At 71.9% G+C, this 22,122-nt stretch carries 18 protein-coding genes and 1 riboswitch; of the genes, 8 read left to right on the top strand and 10 right to left on the bottom strand.

Translation table 11 applies throughout. The annotated features are described in order from the left end of the window. Positions 1-182 precede the first annotated feature (182 nt). The gene (locus ACFT32_RS16375; protein WP_382489479.1) at positions 183-977 is read left to right on the top strand and encodes a class II aldolase/adducin family protein; all 795 of its coding nucleotides are present in this window, start codon (positions 183-185) and stop codon (positions 975-977) included. 12 nt (positions 978-989) lie between these two features. Here ACFT32_RS16375 and ACFT32_RS16380 read toward each other — a convergent pair whose 3' ends face one another. Then, positions 990-1,856, bottom strand: a complete 867-nt coding sequence (locus tag ACFT32_RS16380) for a DUF4429 domain-containing protein (RefSeq protein WP_382489480.1) — start codon at positions 1,854-1,856, stop codon at positions 990-992. Between the two features lie 289 nt (positions 1,857-2,145). On the opposite strand from ACFT32_RS16380, the gene ACFT32_RS16385 reads away from it, so the two are divergent. Next, positions 2,146-3,450: a hypothetical protein gene (locus ACFT32_RS16385; RefSeq protein ID WP_382489482.1), complete on the top strand. Its 1,305-nt coding sequence runs from the start codon at positions 2,146-2,148 to the stop codon at positions 3,448-3,450. A gap of 127 nt (positions 3,451-3,577) precedes the next feature. Next, positions 3,578-4,105 (top strand): DoxX family protein, encoded by a 528-nt coding sequence (locus tag ACFT32_RS16390; RefSeq protein WP_382489484.1) that lies wholly within the window; start codon positions 3,578-3,580, stop codon positions 4,103-4,105. Positions 4,106-4,177: 72 nt separating this feature from the next. Here ACFT32_RS16390 and ACFT32_RS16395 read toward each other — a convergent pair whose 3' ends face one another. Both ACFT32_RS16395 and ACFT32_RS16400 read right to left on the bottom strand, forming a co-directional pair. Next, on the bottom strand, positions 4,178-4,396 hold the full coding sequence (locus ACFT32_RS16395) for a hypothetical protein (RefSeq protein WP_184591311.1): 219 nt from the start codon (positions 4,394-4,396) through the stop codon (positions 4,178-4,180). After that, complete coding sequence (locus ACFT32_RS16400; RefSeq protein ID WP_382489485.1) at positions 4,383-5,855, bottom strand: PspC domain-containing protein; 1,473 nt, start codon at positions 5,853-5,855, stop codon at positions 4,383-4,385. Before ACFT32_RS16400 ends, ACFT32_RS16395 begins: the two co-directional genes overlap by 14 nt. Positions 5,856-6,033: 178 nt before the next feature. Here ACFT32_RS16400 and ACFT32_RS16405 point away from each other — a divergent pair, with 178 nt between their 5' ends. Then, a complete protein-coding gene (locus ACFT32_RS16405; protein ID WP_382489486.1) occupies positions 6,034-7,320 on the top strand; it encodes a PspC domain-containing protein in 1,287 nt (428 codons plus the stop codon). Further along, positions 7,317-8,060 carry a LuxR C-terminal-related transcriptional regulator gene (locus ACFT32_RS16410; RefSeq protein ID WP_382489487.1) on the top strand — a complete coding sequence of 248 codons (744 nt, stop codon included), beginning with the start codon at positions 7,317-7,319 and terminating at the stop codon, positions 8,058-8,060. The genes ACFT32_RS16405 and ACFT32_RS16410 overlap by 4 nt, the downstream gene beginning before the upstream one ends. 22 nt (positions 8,061-8,082) lie before the next feature. On the opposite strand, the gene ACFT32_RS16415 is transcribed toward ACFT32_RS16410, so the two are convergent. After that, the gene (locus ACFT32_RS16415; protein WP_382490707.1) at positions 8,083-9,150 is read right to left on the bottom strand and encodes an NlpC/P60 family protein; all 1,068 of its coding nucleotides are present in this window, start codon (positions 9,148-9,150) and stop codon (positions 8,083-8,085) included. Positions 9,151-9,571: 421 nt separating this feature from the next. Here ACFT32_RS16415 and ACFT32_RS16420 point away from each other — a divergent pair, with 421 nt between their 5' ends. Then, entirely contained in the window at positions 9,572-9,925 is a 354-nt protein-coding gene (locus ACFT32_RS16420; RefSeq protein ID WP_382489489.1) for a hypothetical protein, read from the top strand. On the opposite strand, the gene ACFT32_RS16425 is transcribed toward ACFT32_RS16420, so the two are convergent. Further along, complete coding sequence (locus tag ACFT32_RS16425; RefSeq protein ID WP_382489491.1) at positions 9,903-10,919, bottom strand: hypothetical protein; 1,017 nt, start codon at positions 10,917-10,919, stop codon at positions 9,903-9,905. The genes ACFT32_RS16420 and ACFT32_RS16425 overlap by 23 nt on opposite strands. A gap of 76 nt (positions 10,920-10,995) precedes the next feature. After that, complete coding sequence (locus tag ACFT32_RS16430) at positions 10,996-12,168, bottom strand: NlpC/P60 family protein (protein WP_382489493.1); 1,173 nt, start codon at positions 12,166-12,168, stop codon at positions 10,996-10,998. An 8-nt stretch (positions 12,169-12,176) separates the two neighbouring features. Further along, positions 12,177-12,335, bottom strand: a riboswitch (cyclic di-AMP (ydaO/yuaA leader). 304 nt (positions 12,336-12,639) lie between these two features. Here ACFT32_RS16430 and pcrA point away from each other — a divergent pair. Continuing rightward, the gene (gene pcrA, locus ACFT32_RS16435) at positions 12,640-15,117 is read left to right on the top strand and encodes a DNA helicase PcrA (RefSeq protein WP_382489495.1); all 2,478 of its coding nucleotides are present in this window, start codon (positions 12,640-12,642) and stop codon (positions 15,115-15,117) included. Between the two features lie 80 nt (positions 15,118-15,197). Here the strand turns inward: pcrA and ACFT32_RS16440 are convergent, their stop codons facing one another. Next, positions 15,198-16,865 (bottom strand): M23 family metallopeptidase, encoded by a 1,668-nt coding sequence (locus ACFT32_RS16440; RefSeq protein ID WP_382489497.1) that lies wholly within the window; start codon positions 16,863-16,865, stop codon positions 15,198-15,200. 97 nt (positions 16,866-16,962) lie between these two features. Continuing rightward, on the bottom strand, positions 16,963-17,829 hold the full coding sequence (locus ACFT32_RS16445; RefSeq protein WP_382489499.1) for an esterase/lipase family protein: 867 nt from the start codon (positions 17,827-17,829) through the stop codon (positions 16,963-16,965). A gap of 476 nt (positions 17,830-18,305) precedes the next feature. On the opposite strand from ACFT32_RS16445, the gene ACFT32_RS16450 reads away from it, so the two are divergent. Beyond that, complete coding sequence (locus ACFT32_RS16450; protein WP_382489501.1) at positions 18,306-18,722, top strand: cobalamin B12-binding domain-containing protein; 417 nt, start codon at positions 18,306-18,308, stop codon at positions 18,720-18,722. Between the two features lie 155 nt (positions 18,723-18,877). Here the strand turns inward: ACFT32_RS16450 and ACFT32_RS16455 are convergent, their stop codons facing one another. Continuing rightward, entirely contained in the window at positions 18,878-20,509 is a 1,632-nt protein-coding gene (locus tag ACFT32_RS16455) for a DUF5691 domain-containing protein (RefSeq protein WP_382489503.1), read from the bottom strand. Positions 20,510-20,642: 133 nt separating this feature from the next. After that, positions 20,643-21,998: an SWIM zinc finger family protein gene (locus ACFT32_RS16460; RefSeq protein WP_382489505.1), complete on the bottom strand. Its 1,356-nt coding sequence runs from the start codon at positions 21,996-21,998 to the stop codon at positions 20,643-20,645. Positions 21,999-22,122: the final 124 nt, after the last annotated feature.

Below are 22,122 nucleotides of genomic sequence, written 5' to 3' on the forward strand. Positions count from 1 at the left end.
TGTGGCGCCGAAATCCGACATCTTCTGTCGGCTATTCGTGGGGTAGGGGAGACCGGGGGCAAAAGGGTGCGCAGGGGGTGCTCGCAGGGGCGCTCGTTTCATCTTTACGAAACGGTTCTGTTCATCCCGGCCCGACCGGCGGTAGCTTCCGCCCCGTACGAAGAAACAGCGCTGGAGGACCTATGCACGGGCCCACCCCGCCCCTGCCGCTGCCCACCGACCGGCTGCGGTTCGCGATGCCGCCCATGCACGAGTCGGTGGAGGACGAACGCCGGCACCGCAAGGAACGGCTCGCGGGCGCCCTCAGGATCTTCGGGCGGCTCGGCTTCGAGGACGGTGTGTCGGGGCACATCACGGCCCGCGACCCGGAATACACCGACTGCTTCTGGGTCAACCCGTTCGGGCTGCCCTTCCGGCACGTCACCGTGAGCGACCTGGTGCTCGCCAACCAGGACGGCCAGGTCGTCGAGGGCCGCTACCACGTCAACCAGGCCGCGTTCACCGTGCACGCCCAGGTGCACGCCGCCCGCCCCGACGTGGTCGCCGTCGCCCACTGCCACTCGGTGCACGGCCGGGCGCTCGCGGCCCTCGGCGAGCTGCTGGAGCCGATCACCCAGGAGAGCTGCGCGTTCTACGAGGACCACGCCCTCTACGACGCCTACACCGGCGTCGCCGTCGACGCCGAGGAGGGGCGGCGCATCGCGGCCGTGCTCGGCTCCCACAAGGCGCTCGTGCTGCGCAACCACGGCCTGCTGACCGTCGGCGACTCGGTGGACGCGGCGGCCTGGTGGTTCGTGTCGATGGAGCGGTCCTGCCAGGTGCAGCTGACGGCGCAGGCGGCCGGGCGGCCGGTCCGCATCGACCACCGGATGGCGGTGGCGACGCGGGAGCAGCTGGGCGGCGACCTGGTGGCGTGGATCAACTACCAGCCGATGTGGCAGGACGTCAGCCGGAGCGAGCCGGATCTGCTGAGTTAGGCGGTCGTTGCCTCAGAAGCCGCGCAGTACTACTGCTTTCGTCATCGCGAACTCCTCGTCCGTGAGCACCCCGTCCCGGTGCAGCCGGCCCAATTCGCGCAGACGGCGCAGCAGTACGTCGTGGTGCTCGGAGGCGGGCGGGTAGTGGGCGGACATGTCGTGCGCGGCGTCGGTGGACGGGTGCGGCAGCCGGGCCGTGACCGCAGTGGCGACGAGCGCCGTGAGCAGATCGCGGCGGGTGCTGCCCCACAGGTCCAGGGCGTACGGGTCCTTCTCCGGCGGCAGTTTCGAGAACACCGTCTCGCGGGTCACGAAGCGCAGGAGGCCGTCCTCGTGGCCGGAGTTCGGAAGCCACTCGACCCGGACCAGGTCGCCCATCGTGATGATCCGCGGGCCGGTGGCGCGTTTGACCCGTTCGGAGGTGTCGGCCCAGTCGATCCGTACCCGGGTGCCGTCGAAGGAGACCGTCCCGTCGGACGAACGGACCGAGACCGGGACCGGCGGGCCGGGCAGCAGATAGGCCTTCGCCGGCTCCTTCGGAATCCGGTCCAGGAGCAGCGCGCGGCGGATCTCCTCGGCGATGTACTCGGCGACCCCCGTCCGGTCGGCGTCCACCGTCAGCCGGTACGGATCGGCCGCGTCCGGCAGCCGCCCGCCGGTCGCGTGGAGCAGGGGGTCGGCGCCCTCCCGCAGGCGCAACCGCAGCCGTCCGTGCCTGCGTTCGGGTTCGAGGACGACACTCGAGACCGCCTCGAGCGGCACGGCGATCTCCCCGTACGTCTGCCGGAACAACGGCACGGAGCGGTGCAGACCGGGCGTGATCCGGACCGTGTCACCGTCGAAGGCCCAGGCCCCGTCACGCTGGATGATCTCGGCCATAGGGGAATTCTCCCAGCCAGGTCAACACGGCACGCCGAAATTCACCCGTGTTGACCAGACCGAGCGGACGCGAACCGGCTGGTGTAGGGCACAATTCGCTGTCGTCGCAGGGGAGTTGTACAGCGGTTTTTCCGGGGTCCGGAAGGCCGACGGTGGTTGGGTCGCGGGAAGGCGGGCGTCGGGCGTGGCGGTGCGCGAGGGACAGGGCGGCGCGGAGGCGGGTGGCTACGCGAATGCGGGGGCGTATACGGACGCGGGTGCGTATGCGGGCCGGTATGCCGGTGGGCCCGTGAGCGGGTACGCGGGCGGCCACGGCAGTGCTCATGGCGGTACTCACGGCAGGGCTTACGGCGGGGCTCATGAAGGCGGGTGCGCCTGCGGGGACTGTCCGCACGGGGCGCGTGAGGGGCACCGGCGGGCCGTCGCCGCGTTCCTGCGCAGGCGCGATGAGTTCGCGGCCGGTCAGGGGCTGCCGGCCGCGGTGGCCCACTCCGCCTCGGCTTCCCGGCAGTGGGTCTCGGAGGAACTGGCGCAGTCCGCGGAGCTCGTCGCCGAGCGCGGCCGGGCGGAGGGCCGGTCCTGGCTGACGGGCCTGTGGCGCCGTACGGCGGGTGTGGTGTGGGCGGCCGTCGTGCTGTTGCTGCTCGGGCAGTGCCTCACCGCGGTCGGTGCGGGCTGGACGGCGGCGCGTACGGCCGGGCTGGTCGCGGCGCTGGTGGTGGCCGGTGCCCTGACCGCCGCGTCCTGGTTCCACCGGTCGAAGGGCGGTGCGCTCGCGCCCGTGATCGGCGAGGACAACCGCCTGTCCACCTCCCGCACGGTCGCCGCGGCGTGGGTGCTGTTCGTGGCCTACGCGGTGCTCGTCCTGGCGGGGCGGCTGGCGGGCGCCTCCCGGCACCGGGAGCGGGACGCGCTGATCTCCGGGCTGGAACTCGCCCGCGGCGCCGGAGTCGTGACCGTGCTCGCCGTGGTGTGCGGGATCGCGGTGCTCGTACGGCGGGTGGTCGGGCTGCGGGTGCTGGGGCAACGGCTGCAGAAGGTGCGCGCCGACCGGCCGCGCGCCGCCGACCTGCTGACCGACGACGCGGGCCGGGGCACCTTCGCCGACATCCAGTACGTCGTCATCAGCGGTGTCGCGCTGGTCTTCGCGGCGGTGCGGCTGGCCAGGCGCCCGGACCAGTTGCCGGACCTGCCGTGGGGGCTGGCGGTCGTTGTCCTGGTGTCGGCGGCGACCTACCTGGCAGGCAAGTACGCCGAGGGCGGCCGGCCGGTCATCCTCTCCGTGGTCCGGGCCCGGGAGGCGGGCGACCTCGACGGGCCGATCCGCACGGGCGACGACATCGAGATCCGGGGAGCCGGATTCGTGCCGCCGGGTGCGCAGGGGGCCGACCGGCTGGCCCGGATGGTCGTCCGGGTGGGTGCCGTTCATGTCCACGTTCCGCTGGTACCGGTACCCGGCGGCTTCAGCAACCCGGCGGACACGCTGCTGACGGTGCCGGTGCCCGCGGATGTCGAACCGGGGCGGGTGGACGTGCAGGTCGTCACGGCGGCGGGGGTGGAGACGAATCGGTACACGGTTGATGTGACGGAGTGACGGTCGCCCGCCGGCTCCGGCGGTCGGGCAAAAACTGGGGACAGACAGGGTTGAGCGCGGTCTGTTTGTCGTACGTATGGTCTGTTGAGGGGGTCTCGGCACCGGCGGCGAGAGGCGGCTTGCAGCGATGACTCACAGTATGCGAACGGACACGAGCTCCCCCCACTTCCGCGGCGACGGAGGCTGGCGGGACACAGCCGGCCGCTACGCCCTCCTTCCTCTGCGCATCTTCCTCGGCGTCACCTTCATCTACGCCGGCTTGGACAAAATCACCGACAGCGCCTTCATGAAGGACTCCGGCGCCGGGTCGATCGGCGACATGATGCGTGCCGTCCGCGACTCCTCAGCCATTCCCGCCCTGGTCGACCTCTCCCTGAAGAGCCCGGTCGGCTTCGGCTACGCCATCGCCTTCGGAGAACTGGCCGTCGGCATCGGGACCCTGCTCGGTGTGCTCGCCCGTCTGGCCGCATTCGGCGGCGCGCTGATCTCCCTCAGCCTGTGGCTGACCGTGAGCTGGGCCTCCGATCCGTACTACTACGGCAACGACCTCGCCTACCTCATGGCCTGGATCCCCCTCGTCCTGGCGGGCGCGCCCATGCTGTCCGTGGACGCCGCCCTGAGGTCACGACGACGGCAGAGGCGGGAGTACCGGTAGCCCGGAGTACCGGTCGCCCGGAGTGCCGGTAGCCGGGGGCCGGGGCACCAGTGGCTGGTGACCCGGCGGGCACTAGTCGGTGGCCGTACGCCCCGCTGTGCGGCGTCGGCGCAGGCGGCCCGTCAGGAACGCCACCGCGCCCGCCAGGCACAGTCCGCCGGTGACGAGGGGGATCGCCACGAACCAGGGGATCTCCCAGGCGCCGCCCGCGTCACCGGCGTAGAGGACGCCCGTCAGGACGAGGACGACACCGGCGACCAGCTTTCCGGGCCGGGGCTCATGACGCAGCACGGGTCACCTCCGCCTGTCCCATGCCGACCTGGAGGTCCAGGTCGATGGTGCCGGACCTCTCGACGCCCTTGGCGGGGGAGAGGGTGATCTGCTTCTGCTGACCCGGTCTCACGTCCACGTCCTTCGTGTCGTCGCCCGGCAGCTGGAGGTCGCCGAGCCCCACGTCGACGCTCAGCCGCACGGTCACGTCCTCGGGCACCAGCACCTTCACCCGGCCGATGCCCACATCGGCGCTGGTCGTCACGGTCTGTTTCCCGGCCAGGTCCAGCCCGGTCAGGTCGAGGGTGCCGACGCCGGTGCCCAGTTCGTACTGCTGCCGTACGTCAGCCACCGTGGCGGGCCGCCAGGTCGTGCGGGCCCACTCGGTGCCGATGTCCTTGGGCAGTGCCGCCGACCCGGCGAGCAGTCCGGCCGTGATGATCGCCAGGAGGATCGAGCCCGCCCCGGTCCGTCCCAGGAAGGCGCTGACGGCTATGCCCAGGCCCAGGACGGCGAGCGCGCAGGCCAGACCCGTCTGCAGGCTGGTGCCCAGCGGGTGCTCGTCCCAGGTCTCGCCGGTGCCCAGGGCACCGGCGAGCAGGGTCAGCAGGAAGACCCAGCCGCCGATCCAGCGGGGGCCGCGCGGCTCGGGCGGCCGGCTGCGCGGGACGGGTATGTCCTGGCGGCCGCCGGGCCGGGTGCCGAGCCCGATGTTGACGGCGGCCGTGACGTCCGGGTCGCGGGTGTCGCGGGGGCCCCACAGGTAGCCCGTGCCGCCGATGTGGGTGCCGTCCTTGACGATGGGGTCGCGCCACCAGGAGGGCGAGGTGACGAGGGCCGGCGGCGCCTGGGGCTCGGGCGGGGCGTCGGCGGCGGCCTGGGCGGCCAGCGGGTCGGGGCTGGGGGTGCCGCGCTGGCGTGACCAGTATCCGCAGCCGGCGAGGAGTATGGAGAGGACGAAGGCGAAGGTCAGCACTCCGCCGTTGTTCAGCAGGGTCAGGAACACTCCGCAGCCGACCAGCGCGAACAGCACGGCCGTCAGGGCCTGGCCGTCGACGCGGCCGGTCAGCAGCTTGCGCACCTCGTTCTCGTCCTCGTCGTCGTACGGGACGAGGAGCCAGACGAAGCCGTAGAAGAGCAGGCCGATGCCGCCGGTGACGGAGAGCACCGCGAGCGTGATCCGGAAGATCACCGGGTCCAGGTCGCACTGCCGCCCCAGCCCGGCGCAGACGCCGGCCAGGGTCTTGTGGCGGCGGTCGCGACGGAACGCGTGGGGCGGGCCGGGCGGGGCCGCTTCCCCGGCCGGGTCGGTCGGGTCGGTCGGGCCGGCCGCGTCGGGGGCTCCTCCCTGTTGTCCCGCGCCCGCACGCCCTTGCGCCGGGGAGCCCGCGGGCGCGGCGTCCTGCGGCCCGGCGCCCGGTGCGGGGCGCGGGCCGGAGCCGGGTCCCGGACCCGTCGCGGCGTGCTCGTGATCGGTCATGGGTCCATGGTGACGGGCGCGGCGCCGCGGCGGCAGTCGGAACGACCCTGGCCGGACCCTGATATCGGCCCTGAGGAACGGCTCGGGAGGTGTTCGACGGCCCGGCCTCCGGAGATCAGGGGAGTCTCCGGGGTCGACCCTGATGCTCCCGCCTTCCGGCCGTGTGACCATCAATGGCATGTCGGAAGCCGCAGCAGCGCCACTCGCCGAACCGCGGCCGCCGCGCAAGCTCTACCGCAGCAGCGACGGACGCTGGCTCGGTGGCGTGGCGCGAGGCCTCGCCGGGCACCTCGGGCTGCCCGTCGTCTGGGTGCGGCTCGTGTTCGTCGGCCTGTTCATGGCCGACGGTCTCGGTGCGCTGCTGTACGCCGCGTTCTGGTTCTTCGTCCCGCTCGGCGTCGGCGGAGTCGACGCGCAGAAGCCTCCGGCCGCCTCGGAGACCTCGCCCGACGGCCGCCGCAGACTCGTCGCCCGCAAACCCGACAAGGGCCAGATAGTGGCCCTGCTGCTCATGGTCGCCGTGGCCCTGGTGTTCGTCGGCAATGTGAACCTCAGCGGCGGGGCCCGGGTGTACCTGTGGCCGGCGGTGCTCGTCGGCGCGGGCGTCGCTCTGGTCTGGCGGCAGGCGGACAACGCCCGCCGGGCCCGCTGGGTCGAGGTCGGCCGCCGCCGGCGCACCGTCACGCTGCTGCGCGCGGGGGGCGGGGTGCTGCTGGTGACGGCCGGTGTCTCCGGCATCTTCGTCCTGCAGGGCTCCGCCGCCCACCTCGGCTCCGTCCTGCAGGCGGCCCTCGCGGTCCTCGTCGGGATAACGCTCCTCGCCGGGCCGTATCTGGTGCGCATGACGCAGGACCTCTCCGAGGAGCGTCTGATGCGCATCCGGGCCCAGGAGCGCGCGGAGGTCGCCGCCCATGTGCACGACTCGGTGCTGCACACCCTCACCCTGATCCAGCGCAACGCGGAGAACGCGAACGAGGTGCGCCGCCTCGCCCGCGCCCAGGAGCGCGACCTGCGCACCTGGCTCTACAAGCCCGAGGGCACCGGCAAGGACGAGGCCGACGAACCCACCACGCTCGCCGACGCGGTGCGGCGCAACGCGGCCGAGGTGGAGGACAAGCACGGCGTGCCCATCGAGGTCGTGGTGGTGGGGGACTGCCCGCTCGACGAGGGAACCGGCGCACAGATGCAGGCCGCGCGGGAAGCAATGGTGAACGCCGCCAAGTACGGTGGCGAGGGCGGAGCCGTACAGGTCTACGCCGAGGTCGAGGGGAAGACGGTCTTCGTGTCCGTCCGGGATCGCGGCCCCGGCTTCGACCTCGACTCGATACCCGCCGACCGCATGGGTGTCAGAGAATCGATCATCGGCCGCATGGAGCGCCACGGTGGCACGGCGCGGCTGCGCGCGGTGCCGGACGGCGGCACGGAGGTCGAGCTGGAGATGGAGAGGGCGGAGAAGACGTCATGAGCGACCCGACCGAGTCGAACGGTACGGCGGGAGCGGCGGAGGCGGCCGGGCCCGGGGAGTCGGGCGGCGGCACCGGCGGGCGTCGTGTACGCGTGGTCCTCGTCGACGACCACCGCATGTTCCGTACGGGGGTCCAGGCCGAGATCGGGCAGACCGAGCAGACCGGTGTCGAGGTCGTCGGCGAGGCCGCGGACGTCGACCAGGCGGTCACGGTCATCACCGCGACCCGGCCCGAGGTGGTCCTCCTCGATGTGCATCTCCCGGGCGGTGGCGGGGTGGAGGTGCTGCGCCGCTGTGCCCCCTTGATGGCCGACGCCGAGCAGCCGGTCCGCTTCCTCGCGCTGTCCGTGTCGGACGCGGCGGAGGACGTGATCGGCGTGATCCGCGGCGGGGCCCGCGGGTACGTCACCAAGACGATCACCGGCACGGACCTCGTCGACTCCGTCTTCCGCGTCCAAGAGGGCGACGCGGTGTTCTCCCCGCGGCTGGCCGGGTTCGTCCTCGACGCCTTCGCCTCCACGGACGCGCCTCCGGTCGACGAGGACCTGGACCGGCTGACCCAGCGCGAGCGCGAGGTGCTGCGGCTCATCGCCCGGGGGTACGCGTACAAGGAGATCGCCAAGCAGCTGTTCATCTCCGTGAAGACGGTCGAGTCGCATGTCTCGGCGGTCCTGCGCAAGCTCCAGCTCTCCAACCGGCATGAGCTGACGCGCTGGGCCACGGCTCGACGGCTGGTGTGACACGCGGCCCGGGCCGGCCCCGTCAGACCACCCGCGTCGCCCCGGCGTACGGCATCTCGTCGAGCGGGGCGACCCGTACCGGGGCCGATGAGTTCGGGGCGTGGATCATCTGCCCGTTCCCCACGTAGATGCCGACGTGACTGATACCGGCGTAGTAGAAGACCAGGTCACCGGGGAGGAGTTCGGAGCGGGAGACGCGGCGGCCGACGGCGATCTGGGAGTACGTCGTGCGGGGCAGCGAGACGCCCGCGGAGCGGTACGCGGCCTGGACGAGGCCCGAGCAGTCGAAGGCGTTCGGGCCGGTCGCGCCCCAGACGTAAGGGCTGCCGAGCTTCTGGTAGGCGTAGGAGACGGCGGCGGCCGCGCGGGCGTTGGGGGCCTGCGCGGCGGCGGAACCGGGGGCCGCCAGGGTGCCCCGGACGCCCGTCGAGGAGCGTGAGGCGCGGTTCGAGCCAGGCCCTACGCCCAGGTCGGCACGTTCCTGCGCGGTGAGCCGGGACAGCAGCTGCCGTGCGGAGCCCAGCTTGCCGGTGATCGTCTTCTTGTGCCGCTTCAGCTCCGTCTGCCGCGACTTCAGGGACGTCAGCTCGATGTGGGCGGCCCCGCGCAGCTGCTCGATCTCCCGGAGCTGCTTGCGGACGCCCGCGACGGCGGACCTCTGCCGGTTGCCGGCCCGCTCCACGAACTCGGCGTTCTCGAGGTACCGGTCGGGGTCGTCGGACAGGGCGAGCCGGAGGGCGGGGTCGATGCCGCCGTCCCGGTACTGCGCGGCGGCGACCGAGCCCAGGGCGTCGCGGGCCGAGTTGAGCCGCTCCTCCTTGCGGGCCGCCTGGTCCTGGAGGTTCTTGAGCCGTTCTCCGGCGGCGTCGGCCTTCTCCTTCGCGCCGTTGTACTTCTCGGTGGCGACCTCCGCCTCCTGGTACAGCTTGTCCACCTCGGCCTTGACCTGGCCGGGGGTGAGCTGCGGTTCGGCGTGTCCGGTTCCGTCCAAGCCCGTCGCGGTCGCCGCGCCGGCGAGCGCGATCGTGGCGGCCGTACGGGCCGTGTTGCCGCTCGCGGTGCGCTGTCGGGGCTTGCGGTGCGCTGCCACCTTGGGAGCCACGTCCTTTCCTGCGACCGCCCGGTGCGTGCGACGGCCGCCGTGGGGAGCGGACGGGCGGCCTGCGCGTCCGGCGGCGGCTCGCACAGGGGAAGCGGGCCGCCGCCGGACTTCTGGCGGTGGTGCCCGACTGCCGCCCCTGGCCCGGGCGGCGGTGGGGAGCCGGTCACCTGGAGGAGGACGTTAAACCTCGCCATGGCGGGCCCGTGGCCGGTGCGCGGAACTGTTCCGAGAGGACCGACGGTGACCGTATGCGACCGCGATCCCGCCTTGGCGCCGTCGCCTTAACTCAGCGTGATGACCGATGCGTCGAATCCTGGGCGAGTGCCGGTGATCGGGTGCTATGGGGCGCATATATGCATCGGTGGGCCGGTGTCGGGCGGATCGGACCCCCTGATTAGGCTCCGGCCTCATGGACGTACTCATCCACCTCTTCGTCGGCCTCCACATCATCGGCATCGCCTCGCTCCTGGGCGGCTTTCTCACCCAGATGAAGGCGATAGGCGAGGGCACCGCCCGCTACACCCCGGCGATGCTGCACGGCGCGCTGACGATGCTGGTCACCGGTGTGATCCTGGTCGGTCTCAACCAGGCCGACGACCAGTCCGTGAACAACATCAAGATCGGCGTGAAGCTGGCCCTGCTGATCGTGATCCTCGGCCTGGTCTACGTGAAACGGGACGACGAGAAGGTGGACAAGGGCCTGTTCGGCCTGGTCGGCCTGCTGACCACGGCGAACGTCTTCATCGCCGTGCTCTGGACCTGACCCGGCGGCCGGGCCGCGCACCGGAGCGGACCGAGGCGGCCGTCCACGCGGCGGCCACGAGCCACGCGGCCACCGCGATCCACAGCAACGCCTCCCCGAAGCCGTCCAGCCAGGAGACGTCGACGGCGACGGCGACGGCCAGTGCCGCCGTCCCCGTCTTGGCCCAGGTGAACACGGTCGCCCAGCGGCGGACGTCATGGCGGGGCCGGGGCCACAGGAACTCGCCGGCGAGCAGGACGGCGTAGCAGACCAGCGCGAGCACGAGCAGCACCACGGTCACGGTGCGCAGGACGTCCCGGTCGTCTTCGTTCCACAGGTACAGACGCGCGCTGTCGGCGCTGATCAGCCGCGCCCCGGCGAGCGCCGAGAGGGCGAGCGCCCCGCCCGCGAGCCAGTGATCGCCGATCCCCTCGGCCACCTGGCGCACATCGAAACGGACCAGGGCGAGGACGTACAGCACCAGCCCCAGCCAGAACAGCACCAGCGCCGCGTGCGCGAGCCAGTCCGCCGACTCGGCCGCGGCCAGCGTGGCGCCGAGCACGGCGAGCCCCTGTGTGGCCATGCAGCGCGCGAACACCGTCCCGGGCCTGCGCCGCTCCCCGCCCTGCGGGACGAGGACGAGCGGCACCGGCCAGAGCAGCACGGCGAGCACCAGCAGCGTCACGGCCAGAGCCTGGGAGCCGGCCGCCGAGAAGGCGGTGCCCAGGACGGCCGTCGCCGCCACGGTGGTGAGGGCGGTCGTCGTCACGCTCTCGAGGACGCCCGGCCTGCGCGTATACGCCCGCCACCTGGTCCCGGCCCGCAGCAGCCGCAGGGTGAAGTCCGCGGCGAACAGCAGCCAGGCCGCGCAGGCCAGGCCGAGGGTGATGCGTGAGAGGACCTCGTACCCCGCCAGCTCCAGACCGACCGACAGGGTGCCGGTCGCCAGCACGGCGGCACTGGCCGCCGGAGCACGCTGCGCCCACCAGGCGACGGAGGGGGAGTGGCCGGGCATGGGGCCGATGCTAGGAGGCCCCGCGCGCGTTACGGGCAGGCCACGCGCGCGGGGTCCCAAAAACCTGCGAGACCCGTCAGGCCGGCCGCACCACGCTGTGGATCGACGACTCGCCGTCGTAGTAGATCGACTCCTCGCGCACATACGTGCCGGGCTTCGGAGCGTGGATCATCATGCCGTTGCCGATGTAGATGCCGACGTGGGTGACATCGTCGTAGAAGAAGACCAGGTCACCGGGCCGGGCGTCGGCCAGGGGGACCGTGGTGCCGGCGTTGACCTGGTCGTACGTCGTGCGCGGCAGGGTCACCCCGGCGGCCTTCCAGGCGGCCTGGGTGAGGCCGGAGCAGTCGTAGGAGCCGGGGCCGGTGGCGCCCCAGACGTACGGCTTGCCGATCTGGGCGCGGGCGAAGGCGAGCGCCTTGTCGGCCTTGGTGGCGTACGAGGAGTCGGGCGCGGTGGACGACGAGGACGAACCCGTCGAGGAGGAGCCGCTGTCCTGCTGCTGGGCGGCCTCCTGTTCCTGTTCCTGCTGCTTCTGCTGCTCGGCCTGCTGCCGGGCCAGCTCGGCGGCCTTGCGGGCGGCCTCCTCCTGCTTCTCCTTCTCGATCGCCGCGAGCCGCGCCTTCTCCTCGGCGGTCAGCTTCGACAGCAGCTCGCGGGCGTCGGCGAGCTTCCGCTGGACGGTCGCCTTGGCCGTCTTCAGGTCGCCCTGCGACTCGGTGAGCGTCTCGAGGCTCTCGGCGGCCTCCTGACGCTTCTCCATCGTCTCTGACTGCTGAGTGATGTAGTCGTCGACCGCCACCTTCTGACGGCCGGTCATCCGGTCCATCAGCTGGGTCTGGTCGAAGTAGTCCTGCGGGGTGTCCGCGAGCAGGAACGTCGCCGTGTCCGGGGTGGAGGCGCCGGTGCGGTACTGGGCGGCGGCGAAGGTGCCCAGCTCCTCCCGCGCCTCGTTCAGCTTCTGGGTGCGCTTCGCGACGTCGTCGAGGAGGGTGTCGACGCGCTTGCGCTGCTTGGCGGTCTTCTCCTTGGCGCCGTTGTACTTCTCGGTCGCGGACCCCGCCTGGCGGTAGAGGTCGTCGACCTTCTTCTCGACTTCCTCCAGGCTGGGCTTGTCGTCGGCCTCGGGGGCGGCGTTGGCCGACTGGGACAGCAGGGCCACGGAGGTGAGGGCCGCCGTCGCGAGGGCGGGGGTCCGTATGCCTGCAACGCGCGAACCCGTAGGACGCGACTTGCGGTGCGACGCCAAGGGAGGCGACTCCTTCCATGCTCCGCCTACCGGGTTAGCTGTCGGGTTCGGGCGGGTGGTTCGGAAGGGTTGCCCTACGGCCGTCTCCGGAAAGGGAGTCGGGCCGATTCACCCCGGGGTCTCGGTTGGGTCCCCGGCTCTGGCGGCCGCTGCGGCACGCCTGACTCGGCGGAGGCCACGCGGCCCGGCGACGTTCGCCGGTGGGGGTCGTGTGACCTCCTCGCACGGTAGCCAACTCGTGTGGCCCTTGTGAAGGTTGATGGGTGATATGCCCGATACATTTCCGTGACCTTACTCATGAGCGTCGCCGAGAGTGATCGATCGAGGGGGGTTGGTCACTGTTCATACGCAATTGTGAAGTCCGTAGCGGCCTGTGATCACGTGCACCTGGAGGGTGACAGGGGGGTCCTTTCGGCGATGTTCTCGGGGCGGCGGCGGGCTGTCAGTGGGGCGCCCTAGACTCGGAGAGCGATGAGCAGCCTCTTTGACGACAGCTTCCTGGCGGACCTCCAGGCCCAGCGGGGCCCCGCGGACGAGCCCCCGCCGCCGCCCGAGGACGATCACGGACCGGAGCCGGTTCCGGACGATCTGTTCGGCGGGAAGTTCGACGTACCGCCGGACCGCGACGCCTACTACCGGGACGGCGCCCCGCGCCCGCCGGTGGACGCCGCCACGCTCCTGGAGGGGCTGAACGACAACCAGCGCGCCGCCGTCACACACTCCGGCTCCCCACTGCTCATCGTGGCCGGCGCCGGCTCCGGCAAGACCCGCGTGCTCACACACCGCATCGCCCACCTGCTCGCCGAGCGGGACGTCCACCCGGGCCAGATCCTCGCCATCACCTTCACCAACAAGGCCGCCGGCGAGATGAAGGAGCGCGTCGAGCAGCTCGTCGGCCCGCGCGCGAACGCCATGTGGGTGATGACGTTCCACAGCGCCTGCGTACGCATCCTGCGCCGGGAGAGCAAGAAGCTCGGCTTCACCTCGAGCTTCTCGATCTACGACGCCGCCGACTCCAAGCGCCTGATGGCCCTGGTCTGCCGCGACCTGGACCTCGACCCCAAGCGCTTCCCGCCGAAGTCCTTCAGCGCCAAGATCAGCAACCTGAAGAACGAGCTGATCGACGAGGAGGACTTCGCCGCCCAGGCCGGCGACGGCTTCGAGAAGACCCTCGCCCAGGCCTACGCGATGTACCAGTCGCGGCTGCGCGAGGCGAACGCCCTCGACTTCGACGACCTGATCATGACGACGGTCAACCTGCTGCGCGCCTTCCCTGACGTCGCCGAGCACTACCGCCGCCGCTTCCGCCACGTCCTCGTGGACGAGTACCAGGACACCAACCACGCCCAGTACGCCCTCGTCCGGGAGCTCGTGGGCACCTCCGAGCACCCCGTCGACGTACCGCCCAGCGCGGACGACCTGCCGCCCGCCGAGCTGTGCGTGGTGGGTGACGCCGACCAGTCGATCTACGCCTTCCGCGGCGCGACGATCCGCAACATCCTCCAGTTCGAGGAGGACTACCCGGACGCGACGACGATCCTGCTGGAGCAGAACTACCGCTCCACCCAGACGATCCTCAGCGCGGCCAACGCGGTCATCGAGCGCAACGAGTCCCGCCGCCCCAAGAACCTGTGGACCAACGCGGGCACCGGCGCGCAGATCACCGGCTACGTCGCCGACACCGAGCACGACGAGGCGCAGTTCGTCGCCGACGAGATAGACCGTCTCACCGACGCCGGCGAGGCGAAGGCCGGCGACGTCGCCGTCTTCTACCGCACCAACGCCCAGTCCCGTGTCTTCGAAGAGATCTTCATCCGCGTCGGCCTGCCCTACAAGGTCGTCGGCGGCGTCCGCTTCTACGAGCGCAAGGAGGTCCGGGACGTCCTGGCCTACCTGCGCGTGCTGGCCAACCCGGAGGACTCGGTGCCGCTGCGCCGGATCCTCAATGTGCCCAAGCGCGGCATCGGCGACCGCGCCGAGGCGATGATCGACGCCCTCTCCCAGCGGGAGAAGATCAGCTTCCCGCAGGCGCTGAAGCGCGTCGACGAGGCGTACGGCATGGCCGCGCGCTCCACCAACGCCGTCAAGCGGTTCAACACGCTGATGGAGGACCTCCGTACGGTCGTCGAGTCCGGCGCCGGGCCCGCCACCGTGCTGGAGGCGATCCTGGAGCGCACCGGATACCTCGCCGAACTGCAGGCCTCCACCGACCCCCAGGACGAGACCCGGATCGAGAACCTCCAAGAACTCGCCGCCGTCGCCATGGAGTTCGAGCAGGAGCGCGGCGAGGACGAGCAGGGCACCCTGGCCGACTTCCTCGAGAAGGTCGCACTGGTCGCCGACTCCGACCAGATCCCCGACGAGGAGGACGGCGACGGCGTCATCACCCTGATGACCCTGCACACCGCCAAGGGCCTGGAGTTCCCGGTCGTCTTCCTGACCGGCATGGAGGACGGCGTCTTCCCCCACATGCGCGCCCTCGGCCAGACCAAGGAACTGGAGGAGGAGCGGCGCCTGGCGTACGTGGGCATCACGCGCGCGCGGGAACGGCTCTATCTGACGCGCTCCACCCTGCGCAGCGCCTGGGGCCAGCCGTCGTACAACCCGCCCTCCCGGTTCCTGGAGGAGATCCCGCCGACCCACCTGGAGTGGAAGCGGACCGGTGCGACCGTGCCCGCGTCCTCCGGGCCGGTCTCCGCGGTGGCGGCCTCGCTGTCGTCGTCCCGTTCGCGTTCGTCGGCGTCGGGCGCCTCCGGTTTCGCCACACGCCGCACCTCCGAGAAGCCGGTGGTGTCGCTTGGGGTCGGGGACCGTGTCACGCACGACCAGTTCGGGCTCGGGACCGTCGTGGCGGTCAAGGGCACGGGCGCGAACGCCGAGGCGACGATCGACTTCGGGGACAAGCCGAAGCGGCTGCTGCTGCGGTACGCGCCGGTGGAGAAGCTGTAGCCCGGTGCGGCGATAGTCCTGTGAGGTGAGCCTCCGCCGGCCGGACCGGCGGGGGCCGGACCGACGGGGCTGCCGGGACGTTACGTCGGGTCGACGCCGTGGCTGCGCAGCCACGGGAGCGGGTCGATCGGCGAGCCGCCGCCCGGACGCACCTCGAAGTGCAGATGAGGGCCGGTCGAGTTGCCGGAGTTGCCCGAGCGCGCGATCGAATCGCCCGCCTTCACGCTCGTACCGGAGGGGACCGTGTAGGTGGAGAGGTGGCAGTACCACGTCTCCGTGCCGTCCTTCGCGGTCAGGATCAGCATGTTGCCGTACGCGCTGTTCCACTGGGTGCGGACGGTGCCGTCGGTCGCCGCCATCACGGTCGTGCCGTACGAGACGGGGAAGTCGATGCCGGTGTGCAGGGACATCCAGTTGATGCCGGACTGGCCGTACTGGGCGCTGAGTCCATGGCGGGCGACCGGCACGGCGAACTTCGGGCGCAGCCGCTCCTTGCGGGCCGCCTCCTCCGCCGCCCGCTTCCGCTCGGCCGCCTGCTGAGCCTTGAGGTCGATACGTTCCTGCGTACGGCTGGCCCGGTCGGCGAAGTCGTCGGCTCCGGCGGAGAGGCTCTGCAGCTGCGTGTCCAGCTTGTTGTTGGCGGCGGCCGGCTGCACCGGCTGCGCGTCCGCCGCGGTCGTCTGCGCCTCCGCGGCGCTGTCCTCGGTGAGGCTGCCGACAGAGGCGGCGGCGATCCCCGCGACACCCATCACACACGCCGAGGGCACCGCGATGGTCAGCAGCGCCGAGCGCTTGGGGGGTGTACGGCGGCGGGAGCGGGACCCGGCGCGCGAGGCCGCCCGTGCGGCGGTGCGCGGGCCGACCTCCTCCTGACCGTCCAGGAGCGGGGTGACGGTGGGCAGTTCGCCGGTGGCGGCCTGCTCAGCGCCGTCCGCGGCGGGGTCGTCGTAGGGGGCCCCGGTGGCTTCGTCGTAGCCGATCTGCTCGAACGTCGCCGTCTCGTGCTGGTGGAAGGCGTCCGCGTGCTGCTCGTACCCGTCGGGGGACGGCGCGGCGGAGCCGTCGGAGTTCCACTGCGTGGCGTCGTAGGTGCCCGTGTCGAAGGCCTGGGTGCCCCATTCCCACTGCTGGGTCTGGTCGGCCGGATTGCCGGACTGGTCGGGCTGGAGCCAGGCGCCGGTGTCCCACTGGCCGGTGGCGTCGGGGGACCCGGCCTGCGGCGGGATGACCGACAGCGGCTGCTGCTGGGCCGCCCAGGAGGTCGTGTCGTAGACACCCGTGTCGTAGGCGGCGTGGTGCTGGGCCGCGTACGCGTCGTAGTGCGGGTTCTCGTGCGTGCCCGTGGGCCAGTGACCGGTGTCGTACGTGCCCGTGTCGGGGCCGCTGCCCGGCATGTCGCCGAAGAGGGGGTCGCTGGCGAAGGTCGCGGTGGTGTGCCCGGTGGCGTCGAAACCGGCGCCGTCCGTACCGGCCGTGTGGGCGCCGGTGGCGTCAAATCCAGTGGCGGCGTAGTCGCCGTACGTGGTGAAGTCGCCGTACTGGGCTTCCTGGGTGCCGTACGACGCGTAATGCGCCGAGGCGGCCTCGGAAGCCGGAGCCGGGGTCATGGTCCCCGACGGGTGACGGTCGTTCACCAACTTCTCTTTCGCCTCGACAACAGGGGCTGCCAGAGCAGTGCGGCGACTGTACCCGGCGGTACGCGGGCACGACAATCTTCGGCAGGTTTCGCGCGCGCATGAAACGGGCATTCGGCCGTGTTTTGGCGGACGGCGGGCGCGGGTTTGGCTTTGTGTTCGAAGTTTGTTCGACGTTTCGACACGAAGCGCGCATCCGTCGAGTCCGGTGTCAGGCCACCGTGAGGCCGCCGGTGTGATGGGCGGACGGTTCACCCGGGTGGGCCGTGTCGAGGACCTGCCGTATTCCGTTGGCGACTGCGGGGTGCACGGGCAGGGCGAGATGGCCGATGCCTGTCACGAGTACGTTCTGCGCCGTCAGATCGGGATGGTCGATGCGGGCCGTCTCCAGCGGGTCCATCACATGGTCCAGGTCGCTCCAGAAGCTGACGAAGTGCGTACGGCAGTCCGGGGCGGGCCGAGTGAGCTCCTCGAGCACCGGTGAGCCGGGGCGCATCTGGCGCACGATGGGGTGCGCGTCCGCGAGGGGCGCGACTCGGGTTCCGGAGTGCGGCGTGCCGAGGGTGACGAGGGTCCGGACGCGGGCATCACCGCCGAGTCGCTGCACGTAGTAACGCGCTATCAGGCCGCCCAGGCTGTGCCCGACGACATCGACCCGCTGGGCCCCCGTGCGCTCGCAGATCTCCTCTATGCGCCGGCCGAGCAGCTCGGCCGCGGCGCGTATGTCGCAGGTCAGCGGCGAGTAGTTGAGGGACTCGATCTGCTGCCTGCCGTGCTGGGCGAGGCTGCGCCGCAGCAGGACGAAGACCGAGCGGTTGTCGATGAAGCCGTGCAGCAGGACGACCGGGGGCTTGGCCTCCGTGGGCAGTTGGGCGGCACCGTCCACCGGGGGCAGTGCCCGGGCGGGGGCCCGCCGCTCCTGGGTGATGCCGGAGGGGTAGAGGAGGAGATGCCCGGCCAGGATCGCGATCTCCAGGGCGGTGGCCTTCAGAAGTGCCAGGGAGAGTCCCGTCAGCCGGCTCGGCAGCAGGCGCTGGCAGAACGGAAGAAAGGGCAGAGCAGCCCTGGTGACCTTCATGGCCGACCTCCTGTCGGCACGCGGAAGGACGGCTCCGCCCCCCGTGTGCCCTCGTGGAAAGCTGCCGCGAAGACGGTCGGCGATGACCATGTGAGCGACCCGAGCCGCGTGTGCCGTGGGGCCTGAGTGAGGCGTGTGGCGTGTGTGGCGCCAGTGATCCCCTGCGTGCGGTACGTGCCGAACGTGCGGTTCTTGCCCTGCGTGTCTTCGCCGAAGTGCCGTACCGCCGCTGTGCGTGGTGGGTGCGGCGGCGGTACGGCGACTTCGTCGCGGCTCCCCTTGCGCTTGTCCCACCGTGTGATTTCCCCCTCGGTCTGCAGCGCGAAACTGCCGGTTGCGGGATCCTGGAGATAACGTTCGTTCACTTGCCCGGACGATGCGGGGCGGGGTGTCCGTGCGGTGCGGCGTGTACTGCGTGCCCGATGTGTGCGGTACTTGTCGGTACGGATGGATGTATTCGCTTCATGGAGGCAGTGATGGGTGTGGCAGCCGGTCCGATCCGCGTAGTGGTGGCCAAGCCGGGGCTCGACGGCCACGATCGCGGGGCCAAGGTGATCGCGCGGGCCCTGCGTGACGCCGGTATGGAGGTCATCTACACCGGGCTCCACCAGACTCCCGAGCAGATCGTCGACACGGCGATCCAGGAGGACGCCGACGCGATCGGGCTGTCCATCCTCTCCGGCGCGCACAACACGCTCTTCGCGGCGGTGATCGAACTGCTCAAGGAGCGGGACGCGGCGGACATCCTGGTCTTCGGTGGCGGGATCATCCCCGAAGCGGACATCCCCCTGCTGAAAGAGAAGGGTGTCGCGGAGATCTTCACGCCCGGCGCGACGACGACGTCGATCGTGGAGTGGGTCCGGACCAACGCACGCCAGCCGGCTGGGGCGTAGGCCTCCGGCGGTGGGGCCGGGACGGCTTCGGCTGGTCGGGGGTGAGGCCGGTGTCGGGGGCAGGGCCGGGGTCGATGTCGGTTTCGGTGCCGTGCCTGGTGGGCCTGTTGTCGGCCGGGGACCGTTCCTGGCGTAGTCGTCCGGTACTCGCGGGTCTATGACACGCCCAGTTCCTCCGCCATCGCCGCGCGCAGCCGCAGGGTCGTGACCAGGCGCTGGAAGGCCTCCGCCCAGTAGCCGCCGGCTCCGGGAGACGCGTTCTCCGGTTCGTCCGGTACGGCCAGCAGGGCGTCGAGGCGACCGGCCTCGGACGGGTCGAGGCAGCGCTCGGCCAGGCCCATGACCCCGCTGAAACTCCATGGATAACTCCCTGCGTCCCGAGCGATGTTGAGCGCGTCCACCACCGCCCGGCCGAGCGGCCCCGACCACGGCACCGCACACACCCCGAGCAGCTGAAAGGCCTCGGACAGACCGTGCGTCGCGATGAAGCCGGCCACCCACTCGGCCCGTTCGGCGGCGCCCAGCGTGCCGAGCAGCTTGGCGCGTTCGGCCAGGGACACCGCGCCAGGGCCGCCCGCCTCCGGCGCCGAGGGCTCGCCAAGCAGCGCGCGCGACCATTCGGCGTCCCGCTGGCGCACCGCCGCCCGGCACCATGCCGCGTGCAGTTCGCCCTGCCAGCCGTCCGCCACCGGCAGCGCCACGATCTCCCGGGGGGTCCGCCCGCCCAGCCGCCGCGACCAGGTCCCGAGCGGTGCCGCCTCCAGCAACTGGCCGAACCACCAGGACCGTTCTCCCCGTCCCGCCGGGGCCTTCGCCACGACGCCGTCGCGCTCCATGCCCGGATCGCACTCGTGCGGCGCTTCGACGGCGATCGTCGGTGTGATCTGTGGGGTCTGTGTGTGGTCGATGGCCAGACACGCCTCCGCCCTGACCGCCATCCGCGCGGCGAGCGCCGAGCCGGGCAGCGCCGACAGCAGCTCCGCCGCCGTCGCCCGGACGTTGCGGCTGCGGTCGGCCAGGGCCTGTTCCAGGAAGGGCTCGTCGTCCGGGCCCAGGCCCGCGCGCATGGAGTCGAGGAACATCAGCCGGTCCTCGGCCCGTTCCGTCGTCCAGGTCGTCGCGAGCAGTTCCCGTGCGGCGGCCGGTTCGCGGGAGCGCAGGGCGGAGAGAAGAGCGACTCGTTCGGCGAACAGGCCCTCCTGCCACAGCTGCTGAATCCGGTCGTCGTCATCGGTGTGCGGCAGCGCCGCCCCACCACCCGGGGTCGAGCGCAGGGCGAACCGCCAGTCCTGGTTCAGCCGCGCCAGCCACAGCGCCCGGGGCCCCGAAAACTCCAGCACCGCCGGACGCAGGTCGGTACGCCCCCGGGCCGCGTCCAGCAGCGCGGGGAGCGCGTGCGGAGGCGGTGCGAAACCACGGGCGTTGGCCCCCGCGAGCCATTGGGGCAGCAGCTCCACCAGATCGGGCGCGGCGCCCCGGCGGCCGCCGCCGGACGCGCCGGGGCGGTCGGCAAGCAGCAGCGCGAGTCTGCGGGCCGCCGCGGGCGGCAGCGGCGGACGGGGGTCCTCCGGGGCCGCTTGCGGGCGCTCCGCCGCCCGCGCCGGGCGCAGACCGGCCCGGCGTCGCACGGTCTCTGCCGCGGCCGCGTCCAGGAGCGCCACCGGGGCCTCCGGGCCCGGTCCGGAGCCCGGCGGGGTGCGCCGGTCCGTGCCCAGCAGTGCCGTGGTGACGAGCCCCTCCCAGGCGCTGGTGGCGGGCGCGTCCACAGAAGCGGTGGTACTGGTCATGAGCTTCCTTTCCGTGGGGCGCCCGGGAGTGGTTGAAGGCTCACCCTCATCGGTTGTCCCGTGATGCCTGAAAGATGCGTTGATTTGTGGGAAGGGTGGGTCGGGTCGGAAAGGCCGGTCCACCGCAGTCGGTTCAGCACAGCGCCACCGCGTCGCCCGCGCCCTTGGGCCAGGCCGTCAGTGGAGTGAAGCCCTGGTGGCCGCATTCGCCGAAGACCCTGACCGGGGCACCGCCCGACAGGGCGACCAGCCGCCACAGGCCGGGCCGGGAACGCGCGGCGGGAGTGAGCGGCAGCGCCGCGTCCTCGTCGGTGTCCGCCAACTGCCAGGAGCCGCCGTCCGGGGTGGGGACGACCCGGTCCAGCGTCACCGGGACGGAGTCCAGCCAGGGATCGTCGCGCAGGGCGTCGCCGTAACGGGCCGCCGCCTGCGACGTCGTCACCCCCGGCGGACGTATGTCCGTGGGCGTGGGCGGCGCGAACTGCTCGCCCAGGGACACCCGCAGCTGCCCGGCGCCCGGGTAGGCGGACATCTCGGCATCGAGGGTCAGCCCCACCGGCAGCGCCAGCTCCGGAGCGCGGCCGGCGGCGCCGTAGGAGAGGAGCAGCACGGTGCGGTGCGAGCCGGCGCCGTGCAGCCAGATCCGGCGGGTCGTCAGGCGTGGGTCCGTCGTGTCGTACTGGGCGAGCACCAGCCAGCTGTCCCGCACCGGCGGGCCCTCCGCGGAGGTTGGCAGGCCGATCCGTGAACGGACCGTGGCGGCGAGCCCGTCCGGCAGCCGCTCGCGGCGCAGCCAGCCCTGGCCGAGGAGATGCAGCAGCGCGCACTCCTCCAGCAGCCGCACCGGCCAGCCCGGGCCGGTGGACGGGATCGCCCCCAGCTCCCTCACCCGCGCGGCAAGGCCCTGCGCCTGGGCGTCGACCATGCGGGCCGCCGTCTCCTCCCAGAGGCCGTAGCCGGACTGCTCCGCTGTCGCCAGGCCGCCGCGCAACAGGTCAGCCAGACGCTGCTCCAGCTCCACCGCACCCGCCGTGACCCGCTCGGCCCGCCGCTCAGCACGGCGCCGCGCCGCCTCCGGATCAGCGGACCCGGACGGCGAAGCCGGGCTCTCTCCCGAACCCTTCTCCTCCGCGCGCTCGCGCCGCCCCGCTATCCACTGCCCGGCCCATTCCGGCACCTGCCCCGGCGGCACCGCTCCGTCGCCGCCCGCCCAGAGCAGCAGCAGCCCGAGAGCGTGCTTGCACGGGAACTTGCGGCTCGGACAACTGCACTTGTACGCGGGCCCGGAGGCGTCCGCGATGTCGACGACCGTCTGATACGGCTTGCTTCCGCTGCCCTTGCACAGCCCCCACACCGTCCCCTCGTCGGAACTCCCCGCCTCGGACCACGGACCCGCCGCGCCGAGTTTGCTTCCTGCTTTGCGTGACGCGATGTCAGGCGCCAGTGCCAGCACCTGGTCCGCCGTCCAGCGCACCCCCTGCTGAGTCATGTCATCGAAGGTAGATCCCACCACTGACAATCGGGTCCGCGAGCGGCTCCGGCAGGACGTTTTTGCAGGTCAGAGCGGATTGTCAGTGGTGTGGTGCAACGTGGAACCCAGATCCGAACCGGCC

It is taken from the genome of Streptomyces sp. NPDC057002 (assembly GCF_042673825.1).
GTDB lineage: Bacteria > Actinomycetota > Actinomycetes > Streptomycetales > Streptomycetaceae > Streptomyces.